The following is a 22,111-nucleotide window of genomic DNA, read 5'->3' on the forward strand; positions in this document are numbered from 1 at the left end:
TCCCCCTTATGGATAAAGCGGCATATGCTGTAAACCCGTTGTCTCTTCTAGTCCCGCTAATAAATTTGCATTTTGAACTGCTTGCCCTGCCGCACCTTTCATCATATTGTCTATAACAGAAACGACCGTAACTCTTTCTGTTCTTTCATCGTAAGCTATCCCAATATCACAATAATTTGAGCCCCTTACTTCTTTCGGACTTGGAAATTCTCCTTGCGAGCGAACTCGAACGAAAGCTGAGTATTCATACGTTTCTTCATACAACTTTTGAAGTTGCTCTATTTTCATTTCCTCTTTCACTTTCGCATAAAGTGTAATCATAATCCCTCGTGATATCGGTATTAAATGTGTACTAAACGTGATTGGCTTCGTTTCACGATTCCACTCTGCAAGCATTTGCTCAATCTCAGGAACGTGCTGATGTTGATTAACTTTATAAATGTGTAAGTTATCGTATAACTCAGGAAAGTGAGTCATTGTTGTTGGCGTTTTGCCCGCTCCAGATACTCCTGATTTCGCATCAATAATAATCGAAGCTTCTTCAATTATGCCGCTACGTACTAACGGCGCTACCGCTAATAATGCAGCTGTAGCAAAACATCCTGGGTTTGCAATTAAATTTGCATTTTGGATCTCATGCCTTTTCCATTCGCTTAATCCATATACTGCTTTCCTAAGAAATTCTTCCTGTGCAGCTGGCCTTTTATACCACAATTCATATGACGAGGGATCTATCATACGAAAGTCTCCAGATAGGTCAATTACTTTTAAACCTACTGCCAACAATTTTGGTGTTAACTCTGCCGATACTCCCGCTGGGGTTGCTAAAAATACAATTTCAGCTTCCTTCTCTATTTTCTCCGCATCAATTTCTTGTAACGTATGGACAAGAACATTTCGAAAATGCGGGTATACATTTGTTATAAATTCACCAACTTGTGAAAAAGAATGGAGAGATGCTATCGAAAAATATGGATGTTGCTCTAATAACCGAATTAACTCAATACCTCCATATCCAGTTGCTCCAATAATTGCGACTTTCATAAGCTCCTCCTCATATCTATTCTTTAAATTAAGTTTGATTATAATATTGCATAATTATAAAGTCAATTAAATATTTATAATTTTTAAAAACTTCAAAATATTATTCTCACTATAAAAGCAATATACACAAGTGGATTTTTATGCAAAAATAGTGCATAGTAGTATTTTCATTTCACTTCAAGTACAATAAAACAATACATGTATACATACAGGCGGGGAAAAACATGAATAAAAAATTAATTGAGAAAATGATTATAAAAAGCTTTCGGCAATATCAATGTAATCCTGTTTCAAAAGAGGATCAGGCAATGCTAATTAAACATATTCAAATGATAATTCATTTAAATACTGAAATTGATGTATACGAGGCTGTTGAGGATATCGTTTACGATTATGTGACTGGAAAATAAAAAATAGGAGATTTCCATATGGAAATCTCCTATTTTTTACTTAATGATTTGCCTGCAACGCGTTCAAATAAACCTGGGAATAATGCGTAGAGCTTTGGCCCCATTCCCATCCACTTCGGCAAGTTTACTTCACGTTTTTTCGTTTGCATCGCCTTTACGATTTGTTCTGCTACATATGTTGGTTTTAACATGTAACGTCCCATATTTTTCACATATGTACCTGATTGATCGGCTATTTCAAAAAAGTTCGTATCTATCGGTCCTGGGTTAATTGCTGTTACATATACATTTGTGTTAGATAACTCCATACGTAAACTATTCGTAAATCCTAATACAGCGTGTTTTGTTGCTGCATAAGCACTCGACTTCGGAGTTGCAATTTTTCCAGCCAATGAAGCAATATTAATAATTTGTCCTTCGTTCCTTTTTACCATATTAGGTAATACCGCTTTCGTACAAGCTACTAATCCAAATACATTTACTTGAAACATATCCTTTACTTCATCCATTGAAGCATCTTCAAACGTTTTAAAAATACCAAACCCAGCATTATTTACCAATATATCAATACGTCCTACTTCTTGTAATACCTTTGAAAAAACAGATTGTACTTTCGTTTCTTCACTTACATCTAATACATAGTAATAGCAAGGCGTATTATAAGTTACTTTAATTTTGTCTGCTAATGCTTGTAGCTTCTCTTCTGTTCGAGCCATTAATACCGGCGTCGCCCCTTGCTCTGCAACCTGCATTGCCACTTGCTCTCCAATTCCACTAGAAGCACCTGTAATGACGATTACTTTTTCTTGTAAACGTCCCGTCATTGCTGTCACCTACTTTGCATAATAAATCAATTGTTGTGAAGATTCATCAATCATCACCTGTTGATTATATGCTAAAAAGTCTAATTGTCCAACAGTTTCTGAGATAGTAAGTGGTAATTGCTCTTTATATAATACCGGAAATAGTTTTACACACACTTCAAATGCTGTCATTGGCTTTTCCTTTAATAGTTCAAGCACTTTAAAAGCACGTGTCTCTTGCTTTTGTAATCTTGTTTCAATAAGTTGTTTCACATTCAGAACATCTTCCCCATGCCCTGATAAAATCCGTGAAATATTCATTTCACTTAAACGTTTTAACGTTTGATTGTACTGCAATAAAGGATGCGCTCTTTCTGTTTGCCCTTCATATGGTGGTTCTAATATTGGATTTGAAGAAATATGACTAATGAGAGCATCCCCACCAATTAATATTCCATCAGATTCTCTATATAATGAAATATGAGTGGAAGCATGACCCGGGGTTTCAATCACTGTAAATCCAGGTAACGAATCTATACGATCTCCCTCTCTCACGGTATGTGTTAACGATCTATTACAAGAATATTTAAGTGTCTTCGTCGTCAATAACGCCTCACCATTCAGAAATACTGCTGGAACGCCGAACTGCAAGGCTGTCTCTTTAAAAAATTCATGATACCTCTTTAAAAATTCAGCATTCTGTGTAATCCACGGTTCATTCCAAGGATGTCCGATAATCTTTACTTTTTCAGAAAATGTATTTAAAAGTCCGCAATGATCCGCATGGTGATGCGTAATCACTACCGTTTCAATATCTTCTATCTTATATCCTAATGCACCTAATTGACTTTCTAGTGCTTTCTTTGCTTCTTCTGTATTTGTCCCTGTATCAATTAACGTTAATGTTTCTCCCTCAACTAAAAACACATTCACTGTCTCAACTGCAAATGGAACAGGAATCTCCATTCGATGAATCGCCGTCATGCTTAGCCCCCCTGTCTTTTTCCGGTTCAAAAATGAATACCTCTTCAGTTTACAACTTCCCTATAAATTTGTCATTATTTTCAGATAAAAAGAGGTCTTTTCCATAAAAAAACGAATGTATGTACATTTATAAGTATTTCTAACCAAATTTAAAGGAGGCACATCATGTCTATGCAAAACATTTCCTTTCTCGGTGCAGGCTCTATTGCCGAAGCGATTATTGGTGGCTTATTAAACGCAAATGTTGTTAAGGGAGAACACGTCACTGTAAGTAATCGTTCTAACGAGACAAGATTACAGGAGTTACATAAAAAATACGGTGTCAAAGGTACACATAATAAAAAGGAATTACTTGCTGATGCAAATATTCTTTTTCTAGCTATGAAGCCAAAAGATGTCGCAGAAGCGGTTATCCCTCTTAAAGAATACATAAATAATGACTTGCTTATTATTTCGTTATTAGCAGGTGTTTCTACTCATTCAATTAGAAACCTACTTCAAAAAGACGTTCCGATTATTCGTGCAATGCCAAATACATCTGCAGCCATTTTAAAATCCGCTACCGCTATCTCACCTTCAGAACACACAACGGAGGAACATATTCGCACTGCAACATCTTTATTTGAAACGATTGGTCTCGTCTCTGTTGTAGAAGAAGAAGATATGCATGCTATCACTGCATTATCTGGAAGTGGACCAGCTTATATTTATTACGTGGTAGAGGCACTGGAAGAGGCAGCAAAAAAAATTGGTTTAAAAGAAGATGTTGCAAAATCTCTTATTCTTCAGACGATGATTGGTTCTGCTGAAATGCTAAAAGCAAGCGAAAAACACCCTTCTATTTTGCGAAAAGAAATTACTTCTCCTGGCGGAACAACTGAAGCAGGTATTGAAGTATTAAAGGAGCATAATTTTCAACAAGCATTAATCTCATGTATTACACAAGCAACGAAACGATCACACGATCTTGGAAAAACATTAGAAGAAATAGCAAAAGAAAAATAAAAAACGGAGCTCAACTTTATTTGAGCTCCGTTTTTACTTTAATCATATGATATGCTTTTAGTTATTACTCTTACCAAAAATCTCTTCTTGCAAACGACGACCTGTCGGTGTTGCTGCAAGGCCACCTTCTGCTGTTTCACGAAGTGCTACTGGCATCGTTTGTCCAATTCTAAACATCGCCTCAATGACTTCATCACATGGAATTGTACTAGTTACACCAGCTAATGATAAATCAGCTGAAATCATGGCATTCGCAGCTCCTGCTGCATTACGTTTTACACAAGGTACTTCTACAAGCCCTGCAACAGGATCACATACTAAACCAAGCATATTCTTTAATGAAATCGCCATCGCTGTAGCTGCTTGATCTTGTGTTCCACCAGCCATCTCAACTGCTGCTGCAGCTGCCATTCCACTTGCTGAACCTACTTCAGCTTGGCAACCTCCTGCCGCGCCAGAAATACAAGCATTATTCGCAACAACCATACCGAAAGCTCCTGCTGTAAATAAAAATTCAATCATTTCTTCGCGTGTCGGCTGTAATTTTTCTTGCAGTGCAAACAGTACACCTGGCACTGTTCCAGCAGATCCTGCTGTTGGTGTTGCACAAATAATTCCCATCGCCGCATTTACTTCATTTGTCGCAACAGCTTTACTCACTGCGTCCAAAATCGTATCTCCAGATAAACCTTTTCCACTCTGTATATACGCTTGGACTTTCACAGCATCCCCGCCAGTTAAACCAGTCGGTGATTTTACACCACGAATACCGCGTTCTACTGCTTGTTCCATCACGACTAAGTTCTTTTCCATTCCAGCAATTACTTCTTCACGTGAGATATTTCTTGTTTGCATTTCACATTGAATCATAATTTCTGCGATTTTTACATTTTGCTCTTTAGCTTGCGCCACTAGTTCCGCTGCGTTCCGAAACATGGTGTGTCCCCCCTGCAATTAATCCATAATAGTTACTTGACAAATATTTTGTTGCCCATTTATTTCCGCAATTACTTCATCTGCTAATAATTCATCTGTTTCAATGACCATAAGCGCTCTTCTTCCTTTTTCTTTACGAGAAACACTCATTGTACTTATGTTAATCTCATGCTTAGCAAGGATTGAAGCTACAGCTGCTATAGCACCAAAGCGATCGTTATTTACAATAAGTAGTGCTGGACTCGTGCCTGTTAATTGAAGATCGAATCCGTTTAATTCTACAACTTCAATTTTACCGCCACCAATTGAGCAAGCAACAACTTCAATTTCCTCTTCACCTTTATACAGACGAATTTTCGCTGTATTTGGATGCGGAGCATTTGCATCTTCTTCAATGAATTCCACTTCAATCCCGCGTTCTTTTGCAATATCTAACGCACTTGGAATACGTAAATCATCTGTTTCAAATCCTAGTATTCCACCGATTAGCGCTACATCCGTACCGTGACCACGGTATGTTTTTGCAAATGAACCATATAATGAAATGCTAACTCTCTCTGGTTCATGACGAAACAGCTGACGAGCAACTTGCCCCATTCTTGCCGCGCCTGCTGTATGTGAACTTGATGGACCAATCATAACCGGACCAATAATATCAAACACTGAGCGATACTTCATCATAACTCCCCCTAAACCTCTATGAAAAAATTATTTACTATTCTATTAAGCTACCGAATCGGTTGCTGTTCCAGTCGTACCACGAATTTGTTCCGCTGTAAGAATTGGATAGTTTTTGAATAACAGTGAAGCAATATATCCTGAAATAATACCAGTTATAATAATAAATAAGAAACTTAGCATTACCTGCATTTAAAAATAATATAAGATAGTCCACAATAAAGTCTGGTAGCAATCCAAAGTTTAACACAGAACCCCTTACAAGCATAGCATAAACAAGTGAAACTCCCATTGCTTTCATACCTTTTGATATTTTAAAGCTAAAAAGGGAAAAAAGACTTAGTACAAATAATAGTAATATCCTTCCTATTATAATTTCCATGTTGCTCTCTCACGATTTAGTCAACTTCACTTGTTATGACAAATGGCTAAAACGCATGTAGCCTACAATAAATTATAATCTGCCCTCATTATAGCTTGTTTTTAATAAAACGCTTACTTTTAATGAATTTTAAAAGTTCTGAATAAAAATCCATTTTCGCTATTTGTACCACTCGTATGTCGTCTGACTTATATAACAGTTTTTCTAAATAATCGGTATTATGTATTTTTATCCTATATCTTCACATCATTAAAACTTTCTGTGTCATCCTATATAAAAATAAAATGATAACAGTTTTATTTTTAATTTTTTTTAGAAATAAAAAAAATGGCAACCTATCGTCACCATTTTTTCACAACATTATTATCTTTCTACTGGAAATGATTTTAAATCCGTAGCTATTTCTGTATTAGAAAATAGCTCTCTTGCCTCTTTCAATAATTCCTTATATGTATCTCCTTGATAACGAGAACTAATATGAGTCAATATTAAGCGTTTTGCATTTGCCTGAAGTGCAATACTCGCAGCTTGCTTAGATGTGGAATGAAAATAATCATACGCTTGTTGTTCATCTTCTGCCGCAAAAGTCGCTTCATGAACAAGTACGTCAGCATCTTGCGCAAGCTCTCTACTCGCTTCGCAATATCGTGTATCGCCTAAAATTGTAATAACTTTTCCTTTTTGAGGTGGGCCAATAAAATCTTTTCCATCTAACACTGTGCCATTCTCTAATTCAACTACTTCACCATCTTTTAAGCGTTTAAAAACTGGACCAGGTTTCACACCCATTCCCAGTAACTTATCCACTAAAAGAGCTCCCTGTATATCTTTCTCTACAATTCGATATCCGAAGCATTCAATTCCATGTGATAACCTTTTTGTTTCTACACAAAATTCATTATCCTCAAACACAATACCTTCTTCCGTAATCTCAACGATTTCAAGTGGATATTTAACGTGTGTCGTACTTACTAATAATGCCAATTCAATAAATTGTTTAATTCCTTTTGGTCCGTACACTGTTAATTTTGTTGTTCCACCTTGAAACGAACGGCTACCCAATAAACCCGGCAATCCAAAAATATGATCGCCATGTAAATGCGTAATAAATATTTTTTCAATGCGGCGTGGACGTACAGACGTATGTAGTATTTGATGTTGCGTCGCCTCGCCACAGTCAAATAACCAAGTCTGTCCTCGTTCTTCTAACAACTGCAAAGCAATTGCTGAAACATTCCTTCCTTTTGAAGGAACACCTGCACCAGTCCCTAAAAATACAAATTCCACTTTCTTTCCTCCAGCTCTTTATATAATCTATCTTTCATCTTACGGAATGTTATTTCAAATGGCAAATTGAATTTGTATAACCAATCATCTAGACAACTATATAACACGAACATTATACTTAAAAAATTTAGCTATCGTTCGTATTTTGTGGTAAAATGATTGTACTACATTTTAAGGGAGCGTTTTATTATGAAAGAAGTATTTCGTTTACAAACTGATTTTTCATCTTCATTTGATCGCTGGGTAAGTTCTTTCGTTTCTGATCACCCAGCACAATTAGAATGGACGACTTTAAAAGAATTAATCCATGAATATACAACATCACATACAAATGAGACGTTACCAACATATATTTCTTCAGCTTTAACATATTACGCACAACGCGTTTCAACAACAAGTAACTCAGAAATTGTTATTTTTGAAAATCCTACAATCTCATAATCTATAATAAAAAGCACTGGTTACAGTGCTTTTTTATTTATACTTACTTAACAAACAATCATCTTCTGTCCGAAAATCTGTATACATACTCCGATCAAATTCATCTAAAATTATCTTTTCACTTGATTTATTAAATAATCCTTTTGCTTGTAGCGCAATTGAAGCAACTATATTGTATTTTTTTTTGTAAATATCTTGTTTTTATTTAATATCTATAAGTAAAACAGTTTTTATTGGTTGAAAAACTTTGTGTAATGATATTTTTTATAAGATATTTGTTAAAAAGTTATAGCTAATATTAAAGAAATATTAATATTAGTAAATCTATATATTTAATTTTATTTAGTGTGCTATATTTTTTTAAGGGCTTACAAGTAAAAGAATAGGAGGAGAAAAAATGAAAAAAATAACAGTTCTAACTTTAACGGCAGGAATTGCCTTGTCAAGCTTTGCAGCATCAGCAGCAGCAAAGTCTAATCATGAAGATAGACCCTGGTCAAATGTATATCGTGTTTACAGTCCTAATGATGAAACACCATCTCAACCTAAATATAATAAAACGGCTTATTATATGAGGGTAGACAACATGTCGGGATTAGATGGATATTTCAATGCCTGGGCTGCATTAAAAGATGGTACTGATGTTTCGGATGGTCATTCATACAAAATGCGTGATGGTCAAGAAGAATTCTTATACAATTTAGCAGTTGAGAAATATAATTCTGGTATCAAGGTTAAAATTGATACCAGAAGATGGGCTGAGGGTACAGCAAGCGGTGTTTGGAGCCCGGATAGTATTCGTAAATAATTATATAAAAAAATGAACTTATAAATATAATACTTTATATTCTTGTAAGCCTTTCCTCGTAACATTACATATTTTAAATGTTACGAGGAGTATATTTGAATTTTTAAGAGGTGAAACATGGGTACTTATTTTAATGAAAGAATGAATAATAGGAATTTTTATTTTTCGCTTATGTTAGGAATAGCCTTATCTTGTGTATATATATTATATTATGTAATTCCACTAGCCGATAAAAAGGATGTTATCTTCACTCCATATACAACTTGGATGGGAATTAATAGTATTGTAACACCTTCCTTTTTATTTTTCTTTATACTTCCAGTGATTGCAAGTTTACCTAGTTCATCGATCTTTCAGGAAGATAAAAAAAATGGATCTTTTTTGTTTGTAATTATAAGAAGTAATTATAAAATGTATTTTCTTAAGCTGTTTAGTAAAACCTTTTTTATCGGTGGCTTTGTTGTTATTATTCCATTGATTTTAAACATTTTTTTATCATTTATGTTTCTTCCAAATGTAAATCCTGACGAAGTTTTAAATTCCAATATAGGGATGTATGAGCGAGCGACCTTTTTTATTAACATTTATTTCACTCATCCTTTTATTCATATGATGTTATATACAGTTATTGCTTTTGTTTATGGAGGAGCATTTGCTTTGTTTTCTCTTAGTATGTCCTTTTATGCCAAGCATACTTTTGTAACTTTATTAAGTGCTTTTTTATTACAACTTTTTTTAATGATAATTAATTTATTTTATCCTATGCCCCTCGCTCCTATATATTTCTTATCTGAATCCCATATATATCATGGAGCCAATATTATTGTTTCTATTTTAGTGTTAATAGGGATTTTTATTTTATCGATAATTTTATTTTTAAGAGGAGTAAAAAGACATGTTATTTTATAACCTTTTAAAAATGTATTTATTAGAGTTGTTTCAAAAACGAGGGTTATTTGTGATTAATATTTTATTTCTTATAGTTGGTGTGTCTATTCACCTCATTAGATCATTTTACTTTTTATCTAATGATTCTTTGTTTTCATTTCTTAGTACTTCAAGAGATATGAAAATAGTGTTATTTAGTTATCTTCCATTATTGTTGCTTTTTTTCTATTCATTTAATTATACGGATAAGAATGTTTATATGTATTTTAGACATAACACTCGTCAATCATATTGTTTTCATTTAATCATAAAAATTGTAAGTCTAACAATCATCTATTCAAGTATCTATCTGTTAATTGTAGGAATTAATTTTTTTATTGTGAAAGAAAAAATAGTGATTTGGTTGCTCCCATCTTCAAATTGGTTAGTAATTACATATTTTATAGTATCGTTATGGCTAGTAACTGTAGCAATATGCATTTTTGCACAAATACTAGTTTTTTTCATTAAAAATAAAGCTATTTGTATTTTTACTATTTACTTCCTTATTACGATAGATCAGTTGTTAGAAAAAAAATATAATTTCTCTTTATTTTGGTCAAAAGGTTTGATTTTTCAAGAAAAAGATTGGTTTCTAATAGATATAATCTTGATGAAATTGGGTTTTATGTTAGGGATTATTAGTATTTCATTTGCTATATTGAATATTTGTTTACATCGGATGGACTTATATAACGGAAGTGATTAATTACGATGAAAAATAGTATTTTTTATAAATTGGTAAAAAGGGATTTAATATTAAGCATTCATATTATGAAATTAAGATTTATAATATCATTTATTATTTATAGTGTGTTGGTTTTGGGAGAGGTATTTTTATTAAAGCAATCAGCCCTGTATAGAGAACTGCCTTCAAATGCTATAACAATTCTTGATGTTTTATATGAATTACTAAAAGGGATATCTTTTAAAGAAGTTGAAATGGGGCGATTCCAGCTTCCAGTAACATGGCTTATATTACAATTATCTTATTGTTTTATATTAGGTACTTATGTAAGAGCTGATTTTATACAACAGACACCGTATCTTTTAGCAAGGAAAGTGTCTAGGTATCAAGTATTGTTTAGCAAATTTATTAGTACAGGTATACTAACTATTTGTATAACTTTATTATTTTATATTGCCGTGTTCTTCTGGGGAGGTATTTTTTGTTCTTATCAATTTAACTGGGGGATATATACAGAAAATATTAATCCTAAAATTTATAATCATTTAAAAGAAACCATTTTTGTTATAAAAAGCTTTACTTTACAACTAATAACATCTTCCTTATTAGTTTGGGTTTATTTAATTGTGTCTACTAAATTCAAAAGTATTATTTCATATATATTGATTATAGTGATTATTACCATAACTATATTTATACCGGTTATATGTAATCCATTCGATAGTATGTTAATCCGTAAGAGTTTATTTTACGTTAATAATGAACATTTTCTATATTCTATTTCCTATTTTCTTTTGTGCACTTTTTTTCTATGGATAAGTGGTTATTGGGTAGGGAAAACATTTGAATTTGTTAATAGAAAGGATGATTCTGATGATATACATTGAAGCTAAGCACGTTTCTAAAATGCTAAAAGGTAATATTATTTTAAATGATGTTAATTTTGAATTAGAAAAGGGAAAGATTTATGGTTTTAAAGGGAGAAATGGTTCAGGTAAAACAATGCTTTTTAGAGCTTTATTAGGATTGATGAAAATAGATAGTGGTGAAATATTAATAGATAAAAAAATAATTGGTATTGATCATCCGTTTCCTGAAAATACAGGCATTATCATTGAATATCCAGGATTCATTCCAGACTATACAGGATTTAAAAACTTAAAACTATTAGCTTCTATTCAAAATAAAATAACGGATAAAACAATTAGTGAAACAATGGAGCTCGTAGGATTAAATCCAGAAGATAAAAGAAAAGTAAAAAAATATTCACTTGGAATGAAACAAAGATTGGGTATAGCACAAGCAATTATGGAAGATCCTAAGTTATTAATTTTAGATGAGCCTACAAACGCTTTAGATGAAAATGGAATTAGGGATATAACTAAAATCTTATTAGATTTAAAGTCTACAGGTACAACTATATTAGTTGCGAGTCATGATAGTGAAACATTAAATTTAATTGCAGACAGAATATTCCTAGTTGAAAATGGTAAAGTATCACTATCTTCAGAGATGTAGAGGGAGAAAGATATGAATAAAAAACGATATGTTTTTATGATTATTTGTACATTTTTTATATTAGGGGCATGTTGGAGATATCAGGTAGTAAATAATTTAAATGAATCTTATATTGTGAAATCAGAGAATATTAATCTAGGTCAATCATTTAATACAGATATATTTAAATTTAGCATTAATTCTTTCAAGAAGAAACAAGTAATTGATGATAACGGAAATAAAGAAGTTCATTATGTTTTTGATATTGAGGCAACAAATAACACGCAAACGGAACAAACAATTTTTACAGATTTGCATATATTAGCACCTTTAAAAGGTGTTAACAAGACGAATGGAATGTTTAATGAGAGTACAAGGAAAACAATAGTTTCATGGGAGAGTTTACAAAATCATAAAGGCATTGTAACAATGAAAATGAGAGAAAGCTGGGGTGTTGCACTTAGTACACCGGTGAAGTTAGTATATCTAGGCGAAAAAAATGGTAAGAAAATAAAATACATATTAGATTTACCTAATAATTAAAAGCCTAATTTGCTTGTTGATTTCTGGAATGAGATGAAATCACCTTTTCCATCAGATGGTTTGTAATATATAACCTTGCTCTTACTATTAAACAAAGAAAATATTCCTACTGTGGTGCAAATATGAAAAATATACGTTATCAATCTACAAATGCCAATAGAGCCCCGAAAGAGGTTCTATTGGCATTTTAGATTTTAGCAAATCCTTTAAGGCAAAAAAGTATAAAAACACTTTTAAGATTCTCTTATGCACATGGTAAGTTCAGAAGGTATCGGTTTAAAGGAATTGTATAGTGAAGACTTTGATTCTAACCAAAAAGTATCTATACGAGCTACATTACATTGCAATACAAATACAGCCGTCTTAATTGAGAAAATAGTAAGTAGAATGTTATTAGAATCTGGCGTTACTGCCGCAGGTTGGAAGACTTCATTAGATTTGGAAGCGAGTTAAATATGAAAGGTGGCATGATATTTACTGCTTCATGCCACCTTCTACATAAACTTATTTTCTAATTTTTGCTGAAACGACTTTTCTTGCTTACGCAATAATTGACTACCTCTCTGTAAAAGAGGTGTTCCATACTTTTCATTAATTTGATCAATAACAGCAAGTAACGGCTCTTCTTTCGCATCTTCTTCGAATGAAAACAAATCTAACTGTTTCACTGATTCTGTCTTCCACTCTAATTCAGTAGCTGTAACACCTAACAGACGAACAGAATCACCATCCCAGTGTTGCTTCCATAAACGTGATGCTGCTTGGAAAATAACCCGTTCTTCCCATATTGCATTTTTCAATTGTTTACTCCGTGTTACCGTGCGACGATCATGGTATTTAATCATAATTTGAATGTTATAACTAACGAGAGTTCGTTTTTGTAGCCTTTTGCTTACTGATTTCGATAATCTTTCTAACATATCAAGTAATTCTTTTTCTTCGTCCATATCCTTTGAGAAAGTCATCGAATTTCCAACGCTTTTATGTTGTCCCATTTGATTCGGATCAACTTCCCTGTCATCCATACCTTTTGCACGTTTTTGTAAATCAACACCGTGCTTTCCAATTTTAGCGCGAATGATATGCTCGTCTCCTTTTGCTAACTGTTCAATTGTATGTATATGAATGTCTTTTAGTTTTTCAGCTGTTTTCTCTCCGATTCCATGCATCTCTGCAACTGATCGTGGCCAAATAATTTCTGGGATATCACGTTTTCGAAGTACTGTAATTCCAAGAGGTTTTTTCATATCTGAAGCAGTCTTTGCTAGGAAAAGGTTTGGGGCAATCCCAATGCTACATGGAAGCTGTAACTCTGTTAGTAACGCTTGTTGAATCATCTTCGCTATTTCAAGAGGCGAACCGAGCGCATAGCAATCTGTAATATCTAAATACCCTTCATCTATAGAAAACGGTTGTATTTGTTCTGTAAAACGGGAAAGAATTTGAAACATTTGAAATGAAGCTTCTCGATATAATGTAAAATTAGGGTGCCTCACAACTAATTGCGGGCATAATCGCTTCGCTTCCCATAGAGGCATCGTCGTACGTATTCCATATTCTCTCGCCTCATAACTACATGTTATGATAATCCCTTTTCTCTCTTTTTCATTCCCCGCAATCGCTAATGGCTTTCCTTGTAATGATGGGTCATGAGCAATTTCAACAGATGCGAAAAAACAATTCATATCTACATGTAAAATAACACGTCCATTTTTCGGATACATTTCTCGCATACTACTCACCCCTTAAAGAACATTTGTTCCTTCATTATATCAAATTTCTTTACGCGTTATAATAATTATTGGGTTTTCTCTATCTATTTTTTGCTATACTGTACGTAACAAATGGATATTATTGTAAGGGAGGTGAATCGTTATGAAACAACATAATAAACTCAATTATGTATTTATTATTATTATAGTAATCCTTGCGATTAATTATTTGTTACTTCCCCTTTTTAACATTAACATTTACGCTTTAGGAATCTTCTCTCATTTCATACGTTTTACAACAACTTATGTACTTCCGTGGGTCTTCTTATATTGGCTTATCCGCCTTGTGAAAGCAATTGAATCAAAATAAAAAAAGACGTGTAAACCATAATTGGTTCACACGTCTTTTTGACTTTATTACTTACTTCGCTACTTCTTCGATAATAGCTACAACTAATTCTGCTGTTTTCGCTAATTCTTCAACAGGAATTTTTTCATTTGTTGTATGAATTTCTTCATAACCAACTGCTAAGTTAACTGTTGGGATACCATGTCCTGCGATTACGTTCGCATCACTTCCGCCACCACTTTGGTGAAGAGAAGGCGTACGACCAATGTTTTCAGCTGCACGTTTCGCAACTTCTACAACGTGATCGCCAGCAGCAAACTTAAATCCTGGATACATAACGTTTACTTCAACGTCTGCATGACCACCCATTTCTTTTGCAGTTGTTTCAAATGCTTCTTTCATTTTTGCAACTTGTGCTTCCATTTTCTCATTTATTAAAGAACGAGCTTCTGCAAAGATTTGAACATGATCGCAAACGATATTTGTTTGTGTACCACCTTCAAAACGTCCAATATTTGCAGTTGTTTCAGAATCGATACGACCAAGTGGCATCTTTGCGATTGCTTTTGCTGCGATAGTAATTGCAGATACACCTTTTTCTGGTGCTACGCCAGCATGAGCTGTTTTCCCGCGAATAATCGCATTCACTTTCGCTTGTGTTGGCGCTGCAACTACAATTTCACCAACTTTTCCATCACTATCTAATGCATAACCATATTTTGCTGTAATGCGCTCGCGATCTAACGCTTTTGCGCCAATAAGACCAGATTCTTCTCCAACTGTAATAATAAATTCAATTTTACCATGAGGAATGTTTTTCTCTTTTAAGACACGAATTGCTTCAAACATAGATGCTAATCCAGCTTTGTCATCGGCTCCTAAAATTGTAGTACCATCTGATACGATATATCCATCTTTAATAGAAGGCTTAATTCCATTACCAGGAACTACTGTATCCATATGAGAAGTGAAATAAATTGTATCAACACCGTCTTTTGTTGCTGGTAAAGTACAAATTAAGTTACCTGCACCATGACCAGTCACACCCATCGTGTCATCCTCAAATACTTCTACACCTAAAGCAGTAAATTTCTCTGTTAACACTTTGCAAATTTCTGCTTCAAATTTTGTTTCAGAATCTACTTGTACTAACTCCATAAATTCATTTACTAAACGTTCTTGATTAATCATAAGACTGCGCCTCCTGCACTACCATTATGTATGTAACAACATTAATTATAACAGAATTTCGCAAAAGTTTCGAAATACAAGACAAAAAACAGATGGTTAACACATCTAGATACCCATCTGCCTTCTATTACTCGTTTAACAATACCCAGCGCATATGATCTTCCCAGATGCCATTTACCATTAGCATTTTTCGAGATACACCTTCATATTGAAATCCTATCTTCGTCACTACTTGTATAGATGCTAAATTTCGTGGCATAATTGGTGCTTCTATACGATGTAAATGAAATTCTTCAAAGGTAACTTGAATTGCTTTTCTAAGCGCTTCTGTTGTGTAACCTTTATTCAATTCTTCCTTATCTAATTTATAACCGAGTACACAAGATTGATAAATTCCGCGAACAATTAGATTAAATGAAATACATCCAATAATTTTTGTATCATCACCCTTTTTAAAAATCCAAAGCCTGATAATCTTGCCTTCCGCGAACTCTTTTCTATCCTTTTGTAACTTTTTCTTTTGATAATCTAACGTGAAAAACCCCTCCGGTCTATACTCTTCCCACGCTTTTAAAAATTCACGATTTTTGTCGTAATATTGAAGAACTTTTTCCGCATACGACTCATCAATTTCTCTTAAATGTAAACGATCTGTCTCGTATATTTTCATCATTGTATCTCCATTCTTCAGCTTGCATAACAAAAAATTAATAATCTATCTTTTAACATATTCTCTACGTATGCTCAAATTTCCTGTAATATTTTGCATCCCCTTCCCGAATTTTGTCCTTTCTCTCCCCTTGTCCACAATTTCATTTCTCGTTACAATGAAATTGTACTGATTTGCAAGGAGGTTTAACGATGCATAAAAAAGCTCAAAAAATTATGGTTTATATAATGCTAATTTCTATGCTTGTAACAACATTACTTACTGGCGCAAGTATGTTTTGGTAAAAAGGACGATTCACTCGTCCTTTTTTTACTGCTTACACATACAAAATAGACCATCTCGAAATCGAGATAGTCTATCTTGTAATGAACATTTTATTTTATATATATTACAATTGCTACAATGCTAAAGGAAAAGGCCATTACAAGTGCTATTACAAAACTTGTATATTGTTTCTGCTGAAATGCCCCAATAACAAAAGTAAGATTGAGTAATGCCATAAATACAATCGCTACAACGTAAGAACATATATTAAAAGTTGCCAATATGAATGTAATAACAAATAGAAAACCAACACAAAACTGCATGTAAGAAATTTTTGGATTTAAATACATATGAGCAACCCCTTTACTCAATTATCTTTATATATTCTCATTAACGCATGGTTATGTACACATGTCAAGACAACTTATAATAAAAGAAAAAGCCAACCGTTTCGTTGACTTTTCCAAATACTATGGCCCCTTTTTCCTTCGCCAATTGCTGAAATGTTTTTTTCGATTTCACAATCGATACTTTCGTTCCAATTGGAATACGATCAAACAAATATTCCACATCATGTTTCTTCATTCTTATACATCCTTGCGAAATATATTTTCCAATTGAACTAGGCTGGTTTGTCCCGTGTATCCCATACTTACTTCCATCCGTTCCTCTTGCATTAAATCCCATCCACCTCGATCCAAGTGGATTTTTTGGAGAGCCCCCAGGAATATCCTTCGCAATATAATAGGGATCCTTCGCCTTCAATACAATGTCAAAGGTTCCTTCTGGGGTTAATTCATTTGTTTTCCCTGTCGCTACTGGAAAAACCTTTTGGATCTTCCCATCATCGATATAAGCTAGTTTATTCGTTGCTTTATTTACAATTATAAAAGGATCTCCAGCACGTGGGTTATCACCAAGAGGCCAGATCGGTGATAGAGAAAGACATAATACTAAAGAAAGAAGATACGGCATATATAGTTCCTACCTTCTAAATAAGTTCTTTTATATTATCCTTTCCCTTAAAACGACTTTTAATGAGTAAATATTGCTCCATCTCATAAACAAGTTGAACAAGTTTTGCACGTATTTCAAATTCTTCTCGCGAGACTGGTAAAGGCATTTCTCTAAATACTTCTCGCATTTCTTGAAGTTGTCTTAACGAAATGACCCCTGTACTTTCAGGTCGAATAGAATTCCCTATATTTTCAATTACGTCTGCAATCATATCAGCTTGTTCATACGTCCAAGATAGTGATGCAGCTAATGGTATCATGCGCTCCAAAATTTCAAATTGTTGCATACGCATATCAAAATACCGATAATAATAGTCATCTTCACGCATAAATTCATTCTCAAGTTTTTTAAATGATAAATCTTTCGCTTCTTTCAGCATCATTTCTGTTTCAATTAATTCGGCCCCACTCCAATTACTATCTCGATTCCGTAAATAAACGACCATTTCAAACAAAATCGTTCTGAAATGCTCTTCTATTTTTCCTTGATACTCTTTCAGTTTATTCTCACTGCTTGGCATGTACATGTTTACTAATAAAGCGACACTAATTCCAATCGTTAATATAGCAATTTCATTACCAACTATAGACCATGTAATTTGCTTTAATGAATACAGATGCATAACGATAACCGAACTCGTGACAATCCCTTCTTGAATTTTGCACATAACTGCAGTTGGAATAAAGGTAAGCAGTAATACGCTAATCGCAAGTGGTGTATAACCAATCGTTTCAAAAATACAAAACGCAAATACCATCGATAATACACAAGCTAAAAAACGGTGCAACGATACTTGAACGGATTTTCGTTTCGTATTTTGCACACATAAAATGACTAAAATACCAGCTGAACTATAAAATTCTAATCCTAATAACTGAGCAATAAAAACTGCCGCTCCCGTTCCAAGCGCTGTTTTCACTGTTCTATATCCAATTTTAAACATATCATTACTCCTATATGTATAAATGTATTTAAAAATAGTATAAAAAAAGGATGACGCAATGTCATCCTTTTCTACCTATTATTCACGTACCCTTCACATATTACAATATCTTTTGCAAAAATTCTTTTGCACGGTCACTTTTTGGTGCTGTAAAAAACTCTTCCGGATTACTATCTTCTACGAGCTTTCCACCATCTAAAAAGAGAACACGGTCTGCTACTTCTTTTGCAAATCCCATTTCATGTGTAACGATTGCCATCGTCATTCCTGTCGTAACTAATGATTTCATAACTTCTAACACTTCTTTCACCATTTCTGGATCTAGCGCAGAGGTAGGTTCATCAAATAACATAACTTCCGGTTCCATCGCTAACGCTCTTGCAATTGCTACACGTTGCTTTTGTCCTCCTGAAAGACGATTTGGATATGCATCTTTCTTATCTAATAACCCCACTTTTTCTAGAAGTTTCTCAGCTTTTTTTTCAGCTTCTTGCTTCGTTACTTCTTTTACATTGATAGGAGCATACGTAATATTTTCTAATACAGTCATATGAGGGAATAAGTGAAAATGTTGAAATACCATTCCGACATTTTCACGAACGTGCATAATATTTGTTTTCGGATTCGTTACTTCTTCCGTTCCAATCCAAATGTGACCATCTGTCGGCGCTTCCAATACATTCATACAGCGTAAAAACGTTGACTTTCCAGATCCAGACGGTCCAATAATTGCAACAACCTCTCCTTTCTCAATCGTTGTTGTAATTCCTTTTAATACTTCATTTTTCCCAAATGATTTATGAAGGTTGTCAATTTTAATCACTTTTCTTCATTCTCCCTTCAATGGCTTTCCCAACTAATGTAAGAATAATTACTAATATATAATAAATAAGTCCAACAAAAAGTAATGGCTCAAGATATTTAAATGTTTCACCACCTACAATATAAGCACGGCGCATTAAATCAGTCGCTCCTATTACGGTTACTACAGCCGACTCTTTCGTAAGTGTCGCAAACTCATTCACAAGTGCTGGTAATATATTTTTTAAAGCTTGAGGAAAAATAATATTTCTCATCATTTTACTGTACGGAATACCTAAAGCCATTGCTGCTTCTGTTTGTCCTTTATCGACTGCTTGAATGCCGGCACGAATTACTTCTGACATATATGCACCTGAATTTAAGCTAAATGCAAGTACAGCTGCTAAAAAGGCCGGTATCTCATAACCCATCATTTGCGGAACACCGAAATAAATAATCATTAATTGTAATACTAGCGGTGTGCCACGAAATATTGACGTATAAATATCTGCTGCAATATTTAATACTCGTATTCTAGCAATTTTGCAAAGTGCTAATAACGTTCCTAAAATAAATCCTACCACAGCTGATGCAGCTACAATTTTCAATGTAACTTCTAATCCCTTTAATATATATGGTATTGAAGGCGTAATTGCCGAAAAATCTAGATTCATCCTTTTCATTCCCCTCACAGAAAAGTGAAAGGCAGCTTATTTTCCGCTGCCAAACCATTTCTTCACTAATTTATCCATTTCTCCATTTTCTTGCATTTTCTTAATTACTTTATTAAATTCTTCTGTTTTATCACTATTTTTCGGAAGAGCAATTGCTGCACCTACTTCTTCTGGTGCTTCTTGAATTTCAATTCCTTGTAGTTCTTTCATTTTTTCTAAATAATTTTTTGCAACTGTGTCTTCTATAATTGCAGCGTCAAAACGACCAGCTTTAATTTCTTGTACGATTTCTGGTATACGGTCACGTCCCTCAGCTTTGAAATCGACTTGTTTCTGAAATTCTTTTGCCTTTTCTTCTTGAATTGATCCTGTTTGTACTCCTACTTTTTTCCCTTTTAAATTTTCTAACGATTTAATATTAGAGCCCTTTTTTGAAACGATCATATTTTTTGCAACAAAATATATATCTGTGAAATCAGCATTATTTTTACGCTCTGCAGTTGGCGTCATACCCGCCATAACGAAATCAACTTTTCCTGAATTAAGAGATGCTAATAATCCGCCGAAATCCATGTCTTTCACTTTCACTTCGTATCCAAGTTCTTTTCCGATATATTTGGCAATATCAACATCAAAGCCGATAATTTCATCACTTTTTGAAGCTTCCACGTATTCATACGGTTTATAGTCTGCTGAAGTCCCCATAACGAGTACTTTTTTATTTTCGCCATTCGCCTTTTCTTCCCCATTACTACAAGCACTGAACATACTTACAATTAAAATAAGTGCAAACGATATTGATAATAACTTCTTCATCTTTCTTCCCCCTAATAATGTATATTTAAAAGTTTAATAGAATATTTATTCGATGTTTGTATTGTATCAGCACTTTAATTTTTATGCAATATATAAAATAAAAATAAATATAAAAACAGTATTAAAGCTGTTGTTAATGCATAAAAACATGCATAAAATAACAACTTCTGCATGTTTAATTGTTTTAAAAACTAAATAAAAAAGGCGGTACACCCACTTGATTGTGGACGTACCGCCTTTTTCTCTTCCTTATAGTTCTTCGCAATTATCTTCGAAATAAGATTGTAGTTTTGCAATTACTTGCATTGGTTCATGACCTTCAATTTCATGACGTTCTACCATCGTTACAATTTTTCCATCTTTCAATAACGCAAATGATGGAGATGAAGGTGGATATCCTTCAAAATATTCACGAGCTCTTGCTGTTGCTTCTTTATCTTGACCCGCAAATACCGTTACAAGGTGGTTAGGGCGTTTATCATAATGTACGGAATGTGCAGCAGCAGGACGAGCAATGCCACCTGCACAACCACATACAGAGTTTACCATTACAAGTGTTGTACCATTTCTTTTAAATGCTTCTTCGACTGCTTCTGGTGTCGTCAATTCTGTATATCCCGCAGAGACAATCTCTTCACGCGCTTGACGGACAACATCATTCATAAAAAAGTTAAAGTTAATCAATCTTTTCCCTCCTCTAATTCTACCTATTTGTATCTTACCAGTTAATGTTTATGAAATACAAGTAAGTTTACTTGTATTTAGGCATAGAAAAGGTGTTAGAGCCCTTGCTCTAACACCTTTTTTTAATGGCCACGATGCTTTTGCTTTGCTTTTTGTACTTTAATTAAACGTCTTCTTTGTTTTTCAGCTTCTCGCTTCTCTTTAGACTGCACTTTCTTTTCTTGTTTATACAATTCATAAGATAAACTAATCGCTTCTTGTGCCTTAGTAAAACGTTTTACATTTACTTCTTTTGCCGCTTGTCGTATGATACGTTTTATATTTTTGGGACGCTGTTTTTCTTTCACTTCCACACCGCATTTTGCAACGTGCTGGAAATATGCTAACATTGGACCATTCACAAATATAAGTACTTCTTCATCTGAAGGTTCCATTCCAAAAATATACCTTGCTCCATACAATTTTCCTTTTTCTTTATGCGTAATAATTCCTACGAAAAATTGACCATCGTGATATACTGTCAAATCCATTGACAGCCCCTCCTTTAAAAAAATTAG

Annotated in this window: 29 protein-coding genes and 1 pseudogene; 12 read left to right on the forward strand and 18 right to left on the reverse strand. The window is 33.8% G+C overall.

Features of this window, described 5'->3' with window-relative positions:
* Positions 1-6: 6 nt before the first annotated feature.
* Positions 7-1,044, reverse strand: coding sequence for an N-acetyl-gamma-glutamyl-phosphate reductase (gene argC / locus QCI77_RS21075; RefSeq protein ID WP_353825439.1), 1,038 nt, complete (start codon positions 1,042-1,044; stop codon positions 7-9).
* Positions 1,045-1,268: 224 nt separating this feature from the next.
* On the opposite strand from argC, the gene QCI77_RS21080 reads away from it, so the two are divergent.
* A complete protein-coding gene (locus tag QCI77_RS21080; RefSeq protein WP_078184410.1) occupies positions 1,269-1,454 on the forward strand; it encodes a YqzH family protein in 186 nt (61 codons plus the stop codon).
* Positions 1,455-1,483: 29 nt separating this feature from the next.
* Here QCI77_RS21080 and QCI77_RS21085 read toward each other — a convergent pair whose 3' ends face one another.
* Positions 1,484-2,278, reverse strand: coding sequence for an SDR family oxidoreductase (locus QCI77_RS21085; RefSeq protein ID WP_002143077.1), 795 nt, complete (start codon positions 2,276-2,278; stop codon positions 1,484-1,486).
* A 9-nt stretch (positions 2,279-2,287) separates the two neighbouring features.
* Positions 2,288-3,241 carry an MBL fold metallo-hydrolase gene (locus QCI77_RS21090; RefSeq protein WP_002014957.1) on the reverse strand — a complete coding sequence of 318 codons (954 nt, stop codon included), beginning with the start codon at positions 3,239-3,241 and terminating at the stop codon, positions 2,288-2,290.
* A gap of 165 nt (positions 3,242-3,406) precedes the next feature.
* Between QCI77_RS21090 and proI the strand changes: the two genes are divergently transcribed.
* Positions 3,407-4,246 carry a pyrroline-5-carboxylate reductase ProI gene (gene proI / locus QCI77_RS21095; RefSeq protein WP_002066991.1) on the forward strand — a complete coding sequence of 280 codons (840 nt, stop codon included), beginning with the start codon at positions 3,407-3,409 and terminating at the stop codon, positions 4,244-4,246.
* Between the two features lie 57 nt (positions 4,247-4,303).
* On the opposite strand, the gene sdaAA is transcribed toward proI, so the two are convergent.
* The 4 genes from sdaAA to rnz all read right to left on the reverse strand — a co-directional run bounded on the left by sdaAA (position 4,304) and on the right by rnz (position 7,529).
* Positions 4,304-5,182 (reverse strand): L-serine ammonia-lyase, iron-sulfur-dependent, subunit alpha, encoded by an 879-nt coding sequence (gene sdaAA, locus QCI77_RS21100; protein ID WP_353825440.1) that lies wholly within the window; start codon positions 5,180-5,182, stop codon positions 4,304-4,306.
* An 18-nt stretch (positions 5,183-5,200) separates the two neighbouring features.
* Positions 5,201-5,860 (reverse strand): L-serine ammonia-lyase, iron-sulfur-dependent subunit beta, encoded by a 660-nt coding sequence (sdaAB, locus tag QCI77_RS21105; RefSeq protein WP_002088527.1) that lies wholly within the window; start codon positions 5,858-5,860, stop codon positions 5,201-5,203.
* A 45-nt stretch (positions 5,861-5,905) separates the two neighbouring features.
* A complete protein-coding gene (locus QCI77_RS21110; protein WP_158080567.1) occupies positions 5,906-6,052 on the reverse strand; it encodes a hypothetical protein in 147 nt (48 codons plus the stop codon).
* A gap of 553 nt (positions 6,053-6,605) precedes the next feature.
* Positions 6,606-7,529 (reverse strand): ribonuclease Z, encoded by a 924-nt coding sequence (rnz, locus tag QCI77_RS21115; RefSeq protein ID WP_353825441.1) that lies wholly within the window; start codon positions 7,527-7,529, stop codon positions 6,606-6,608.
* 189 nt (positions 7,530-7,718) lie between these two features.
* Here rnz and QCI77_RS21120 point away from each other — a divergent pair, with 189 nt between their 5' ends.
* The 8 genes and pseudogenes from QCI77_RS21120 to QCI77_RS21160 all read left to right on the forward strand — a co-directional run.
* The gene (locus tag QCI77_RS21120; protein ID WP_000665712.1) at positions 7,719-7,970 is read left to right on the forward strand and encodes a DUF3932 family protein; all 252 of its coding nucleotides are present in this window, start codon (positions 7,719-7,721) and stop codon (positions 7,968-7,970) included.
* A gap of 397 nt (positions 7,971-8,367) precedes the next feature.
* Positions 8,368-8,778, forward strand: a complete 411-nt coding sequence (locus QCI77_RS21130; RefSeq protein ID WP_002033980.1) for a hypothetical protein — start codon at positions 8,368-8,370, stop codon at positions 8,776-8,778.
* Positions 8,779-8,895: 117 nt separating this feature from the next.
* Complete coding sequence (locus tag QCI77_RS21135; protein WP_002143079.1) at positions 8,896-9,687, forward strand: hypothetical protein; 792 nt, start codon at positions 8,896-8,898, stop codon at positions 9,685-9,687.
* Positions 9,688-10,060: 373 nt separating this feature from the next.
* Positions 10,061-10,414, forward strand: coding sequence for a hypothetical protein (locus QCI77_RS21140; RefSeq protein WP_253719104.1), 354 nt, complete (start codon positions 10,061-10,063; stop codon positions 10,412-10,414).
* A 5-nt stretch (positions 10,415-10,419) separates the two neighbouring features.
* Positions 10,420-11,280 carry a hypothetical protein gene (locus QCI77_RS21145; RefSeq protein WP_002143082.1) on the forward strand — a complete coding sequence of 287 codons (861 nt, stop codon included), beginning with the start codon at positions 10,420-10,422 and terminating at the stop codon, positions 11,278-11,280.
* On the forward strand, positions 11,267-11,911 hold the full coding sequence (locus tag QCI77_RS21150) for an ATP-binding cassette domain-containing protein (protein ID WP_002143084.1): 645 nt from the start codon (positions 11,267-11,269) through the stop codon (positions 11,909-11,911). Before QCI77_RS21145 ends, QCI77_RS21150 begins: the two co-directional genes overlap by 14 nt.
* Before the next feature lie 12 nt (positions 11,912-11,923).
* A complete protein-coding gene (locus QCI77_RS21155; RefSeq protein WP_113769827.1) occupies positions 11,924-12,433 on the forward strand; it encodes a hypothetical protein in 510 nt (169 codons plus the stop codon).
* 243 nt (positions 12,434-12,676) lie between these two features.
* Positions 12,677-12,886, forward strand: a pseudogene (locus tag QCI77_RS21160) (MgtC/SapB family protein); the annotation flags it as partial.
* Positions 12,887-12,927: 41 nt separating this feature from the next.
* On the opposite strand, the gene QCI77_RS21165 reads toward QCI77_RS21160, so the two are convergent.
* Positions 12,928-14,166 (reverse strand): DNA polymerase IV, encoded by a 1,239-nt coding sequence (locus QCI77_RS21165; RefSeq protein ID WP_002033973.1) that lies wholly within the window; start codon positions 14,164-14,166, stop codon positions 12,928-12,930.
* Positions 14,167-14,308: 142 nt separating this feature from the next.
* On the opposite strand from QCI77_RS21165, the gene QCI77_RS21170 reads away from it, so the two are divergent.
* Complete coding sequence (locus QCI77_RS21170) at positions 14,309-14,515, forward strand: hypothetical protein (RefSeq protein WP_000809197.1); 207 nt, start codon at positions 14,309-14,311, stop codon at positions 14,513-14,515.
* A 51-nt stretch (positions 14,516-14,566) separates the two neighbouring features.
* On the opposite strand, the gene QCI77_RS21175 is transcribed toward QCI77_RS21170, so the two are convergent.
* Positions 14,567-15,685 (reverse strand): tripeptidase T, encoded by a 1,119-nt coding sequence (locus tag QCI77_RS21175; RefSeq protein ID WP_002015107.1) that lies wholly within the window; start codon positions 15,683-15,685, stop codon positions 14,567-14,569.
* 127 nt (positions 15,686-15,812) lie between these two features.
* The gene (locus tag QCI77_RS21180; protein WP_002015105.1) at positions 15,813-16,358 is read right to left on the reverse strand and encodes a GNAT family N-acetyltransferase; all 546 of its coding nucleotides are present in this window, start codon (positions 16,356-16,358) and stop codon (positions 15,813-15,815) included.
* A 188-nt stretch (positions 16,359-16,546) separates the two neighbouring features.
* Here QCI77_RS21180 and prli42 point away from each other — a divergent pair, with 188 nt between their 5' ends.
* Entirely contained in the window at positions 16,547-16,639 is a 93-nt protein-coding gene (prli42, locus tag QCI77_RS21185) for a stressosome-associated protein Prli42 (protein WP_000549036.1), read from the forward strand.
* Between the two features lie 90 nt (positions 16,640-16,729).
* Here prli42 and QCI77_RS21190 read toward each other — a convergent pair whose 3' ends face one another.
* The 8 genes from QCI77_RS21190 to QCI77_RS21225 all read right to left on the reverse strand — a co-directional run bounded on the left by QCI77_RS21190 (position 16,730) and on the right by QCI77_RS21225 (position 22,084).
* A complete protein-coding gene (locus QCI77_RS21190; RefSeq protein WP_002088543.1) occupies positions 16,730-16,969 on the reverse strand; it encodes a DUF3894 domain-containing protein in 240 nt (79 codons plus the stop codon).
* A gap of 64 nt (positions 16,970-17,033) precedes the next feature.
* Entirely contained in the window at positions 17,034-17,594 is a 561-nt protein-coding gene (locus QCI77_RS21195) for a L,D-transpeptidase (protein ID WP_002067076.1), read from the reverse strand.
* Between the two features lie 16 nt (positions 17,595-17,610).
* The gene (locus QCI77_RS21200; RefSeq protein ID WP_002033971.1) at positions 17,611-18,579 is read right to left on the reverse strand and encodes an aromatic acid exporter family protein; all 969 of its coding nucleotides are present in this window, start codon (positions 18,577-18,579) and stop codon (positions 17,611-17,613) included.
* Between the two features lie 100 nt (positions 18,580-18,679).
* Entirely contained in the window at positions 18,680-19,402 is a 723-nt protein-coding gene (locus tag QCI77_RS21205; RefSeq protein ID WP_002088545.1) for an amino acid ABC transporter ATP-binding protein, read from the reverse strand.
* Positions 19,395-20,054 carry an amino acid ABC transporter permease gene (locus tag QCI77_RS21210; protein ID WP_002067073.1) on the reverse strand — a complete coding sequence of 220 codons (660 nt, stop codon included), beginning with the start codon at positions 20,052-20,054 and terminating at the stop codon, positions 19,395-19,397. Before QCI77_RS21210 ends, QCI77_RS21205 begins: the two co-directional genes overlap by 8 nt.
* 36 nt (positions 20,055-20,090) lie before the next feature.
* Positions 20,091-20,870, reverse strand: coding sequence for a transporter substrate-binding domain-containing protein (locus tag QCI77_RS21215; protein WP_353825442.1), 780 nt, complete (start codon positions 20,868-20,870; stop codon positions 20,091-20,093).
* 249 nt (positions 20,871-21,119) lie between these two features.
* On the reverse strand, positions 21,120-21,533 hold the full coding sequence (locus QCI77_RS21220; RefSeq protein ID WP_002015097.1) for a BrxA/BrxB family bacilliredoxin: 414 nt from the start codon (positions 21,531-21,533) through the stop codon (positions 21,120-21,122).
* Positions 21,534-21,676: 143 nt separating this feature from the next.
* Positions 21,677-22,084, reverse strand: a complete 408-nt coding sequence (locus QCI77_RS21225; RefSeq protein ID WP_002015096.1) for a YjdF family protein — start codon at positions 22,082-22,084, stop codon at positions 21,677-21,679.
* Positions 22,085-22,111: the final 27 nt, after the last annotated feature.

This window comes from Bacillus cereus group sp. MG9, from assembly GCF_040459995.1.
In the GTDB taxonomy this organism is placed as follows: Bacteria; Bacillota; Bacilli; order Bacillales; family Bacillaceae_G; genus Bacillus_A; species Bacillus_A mycoides.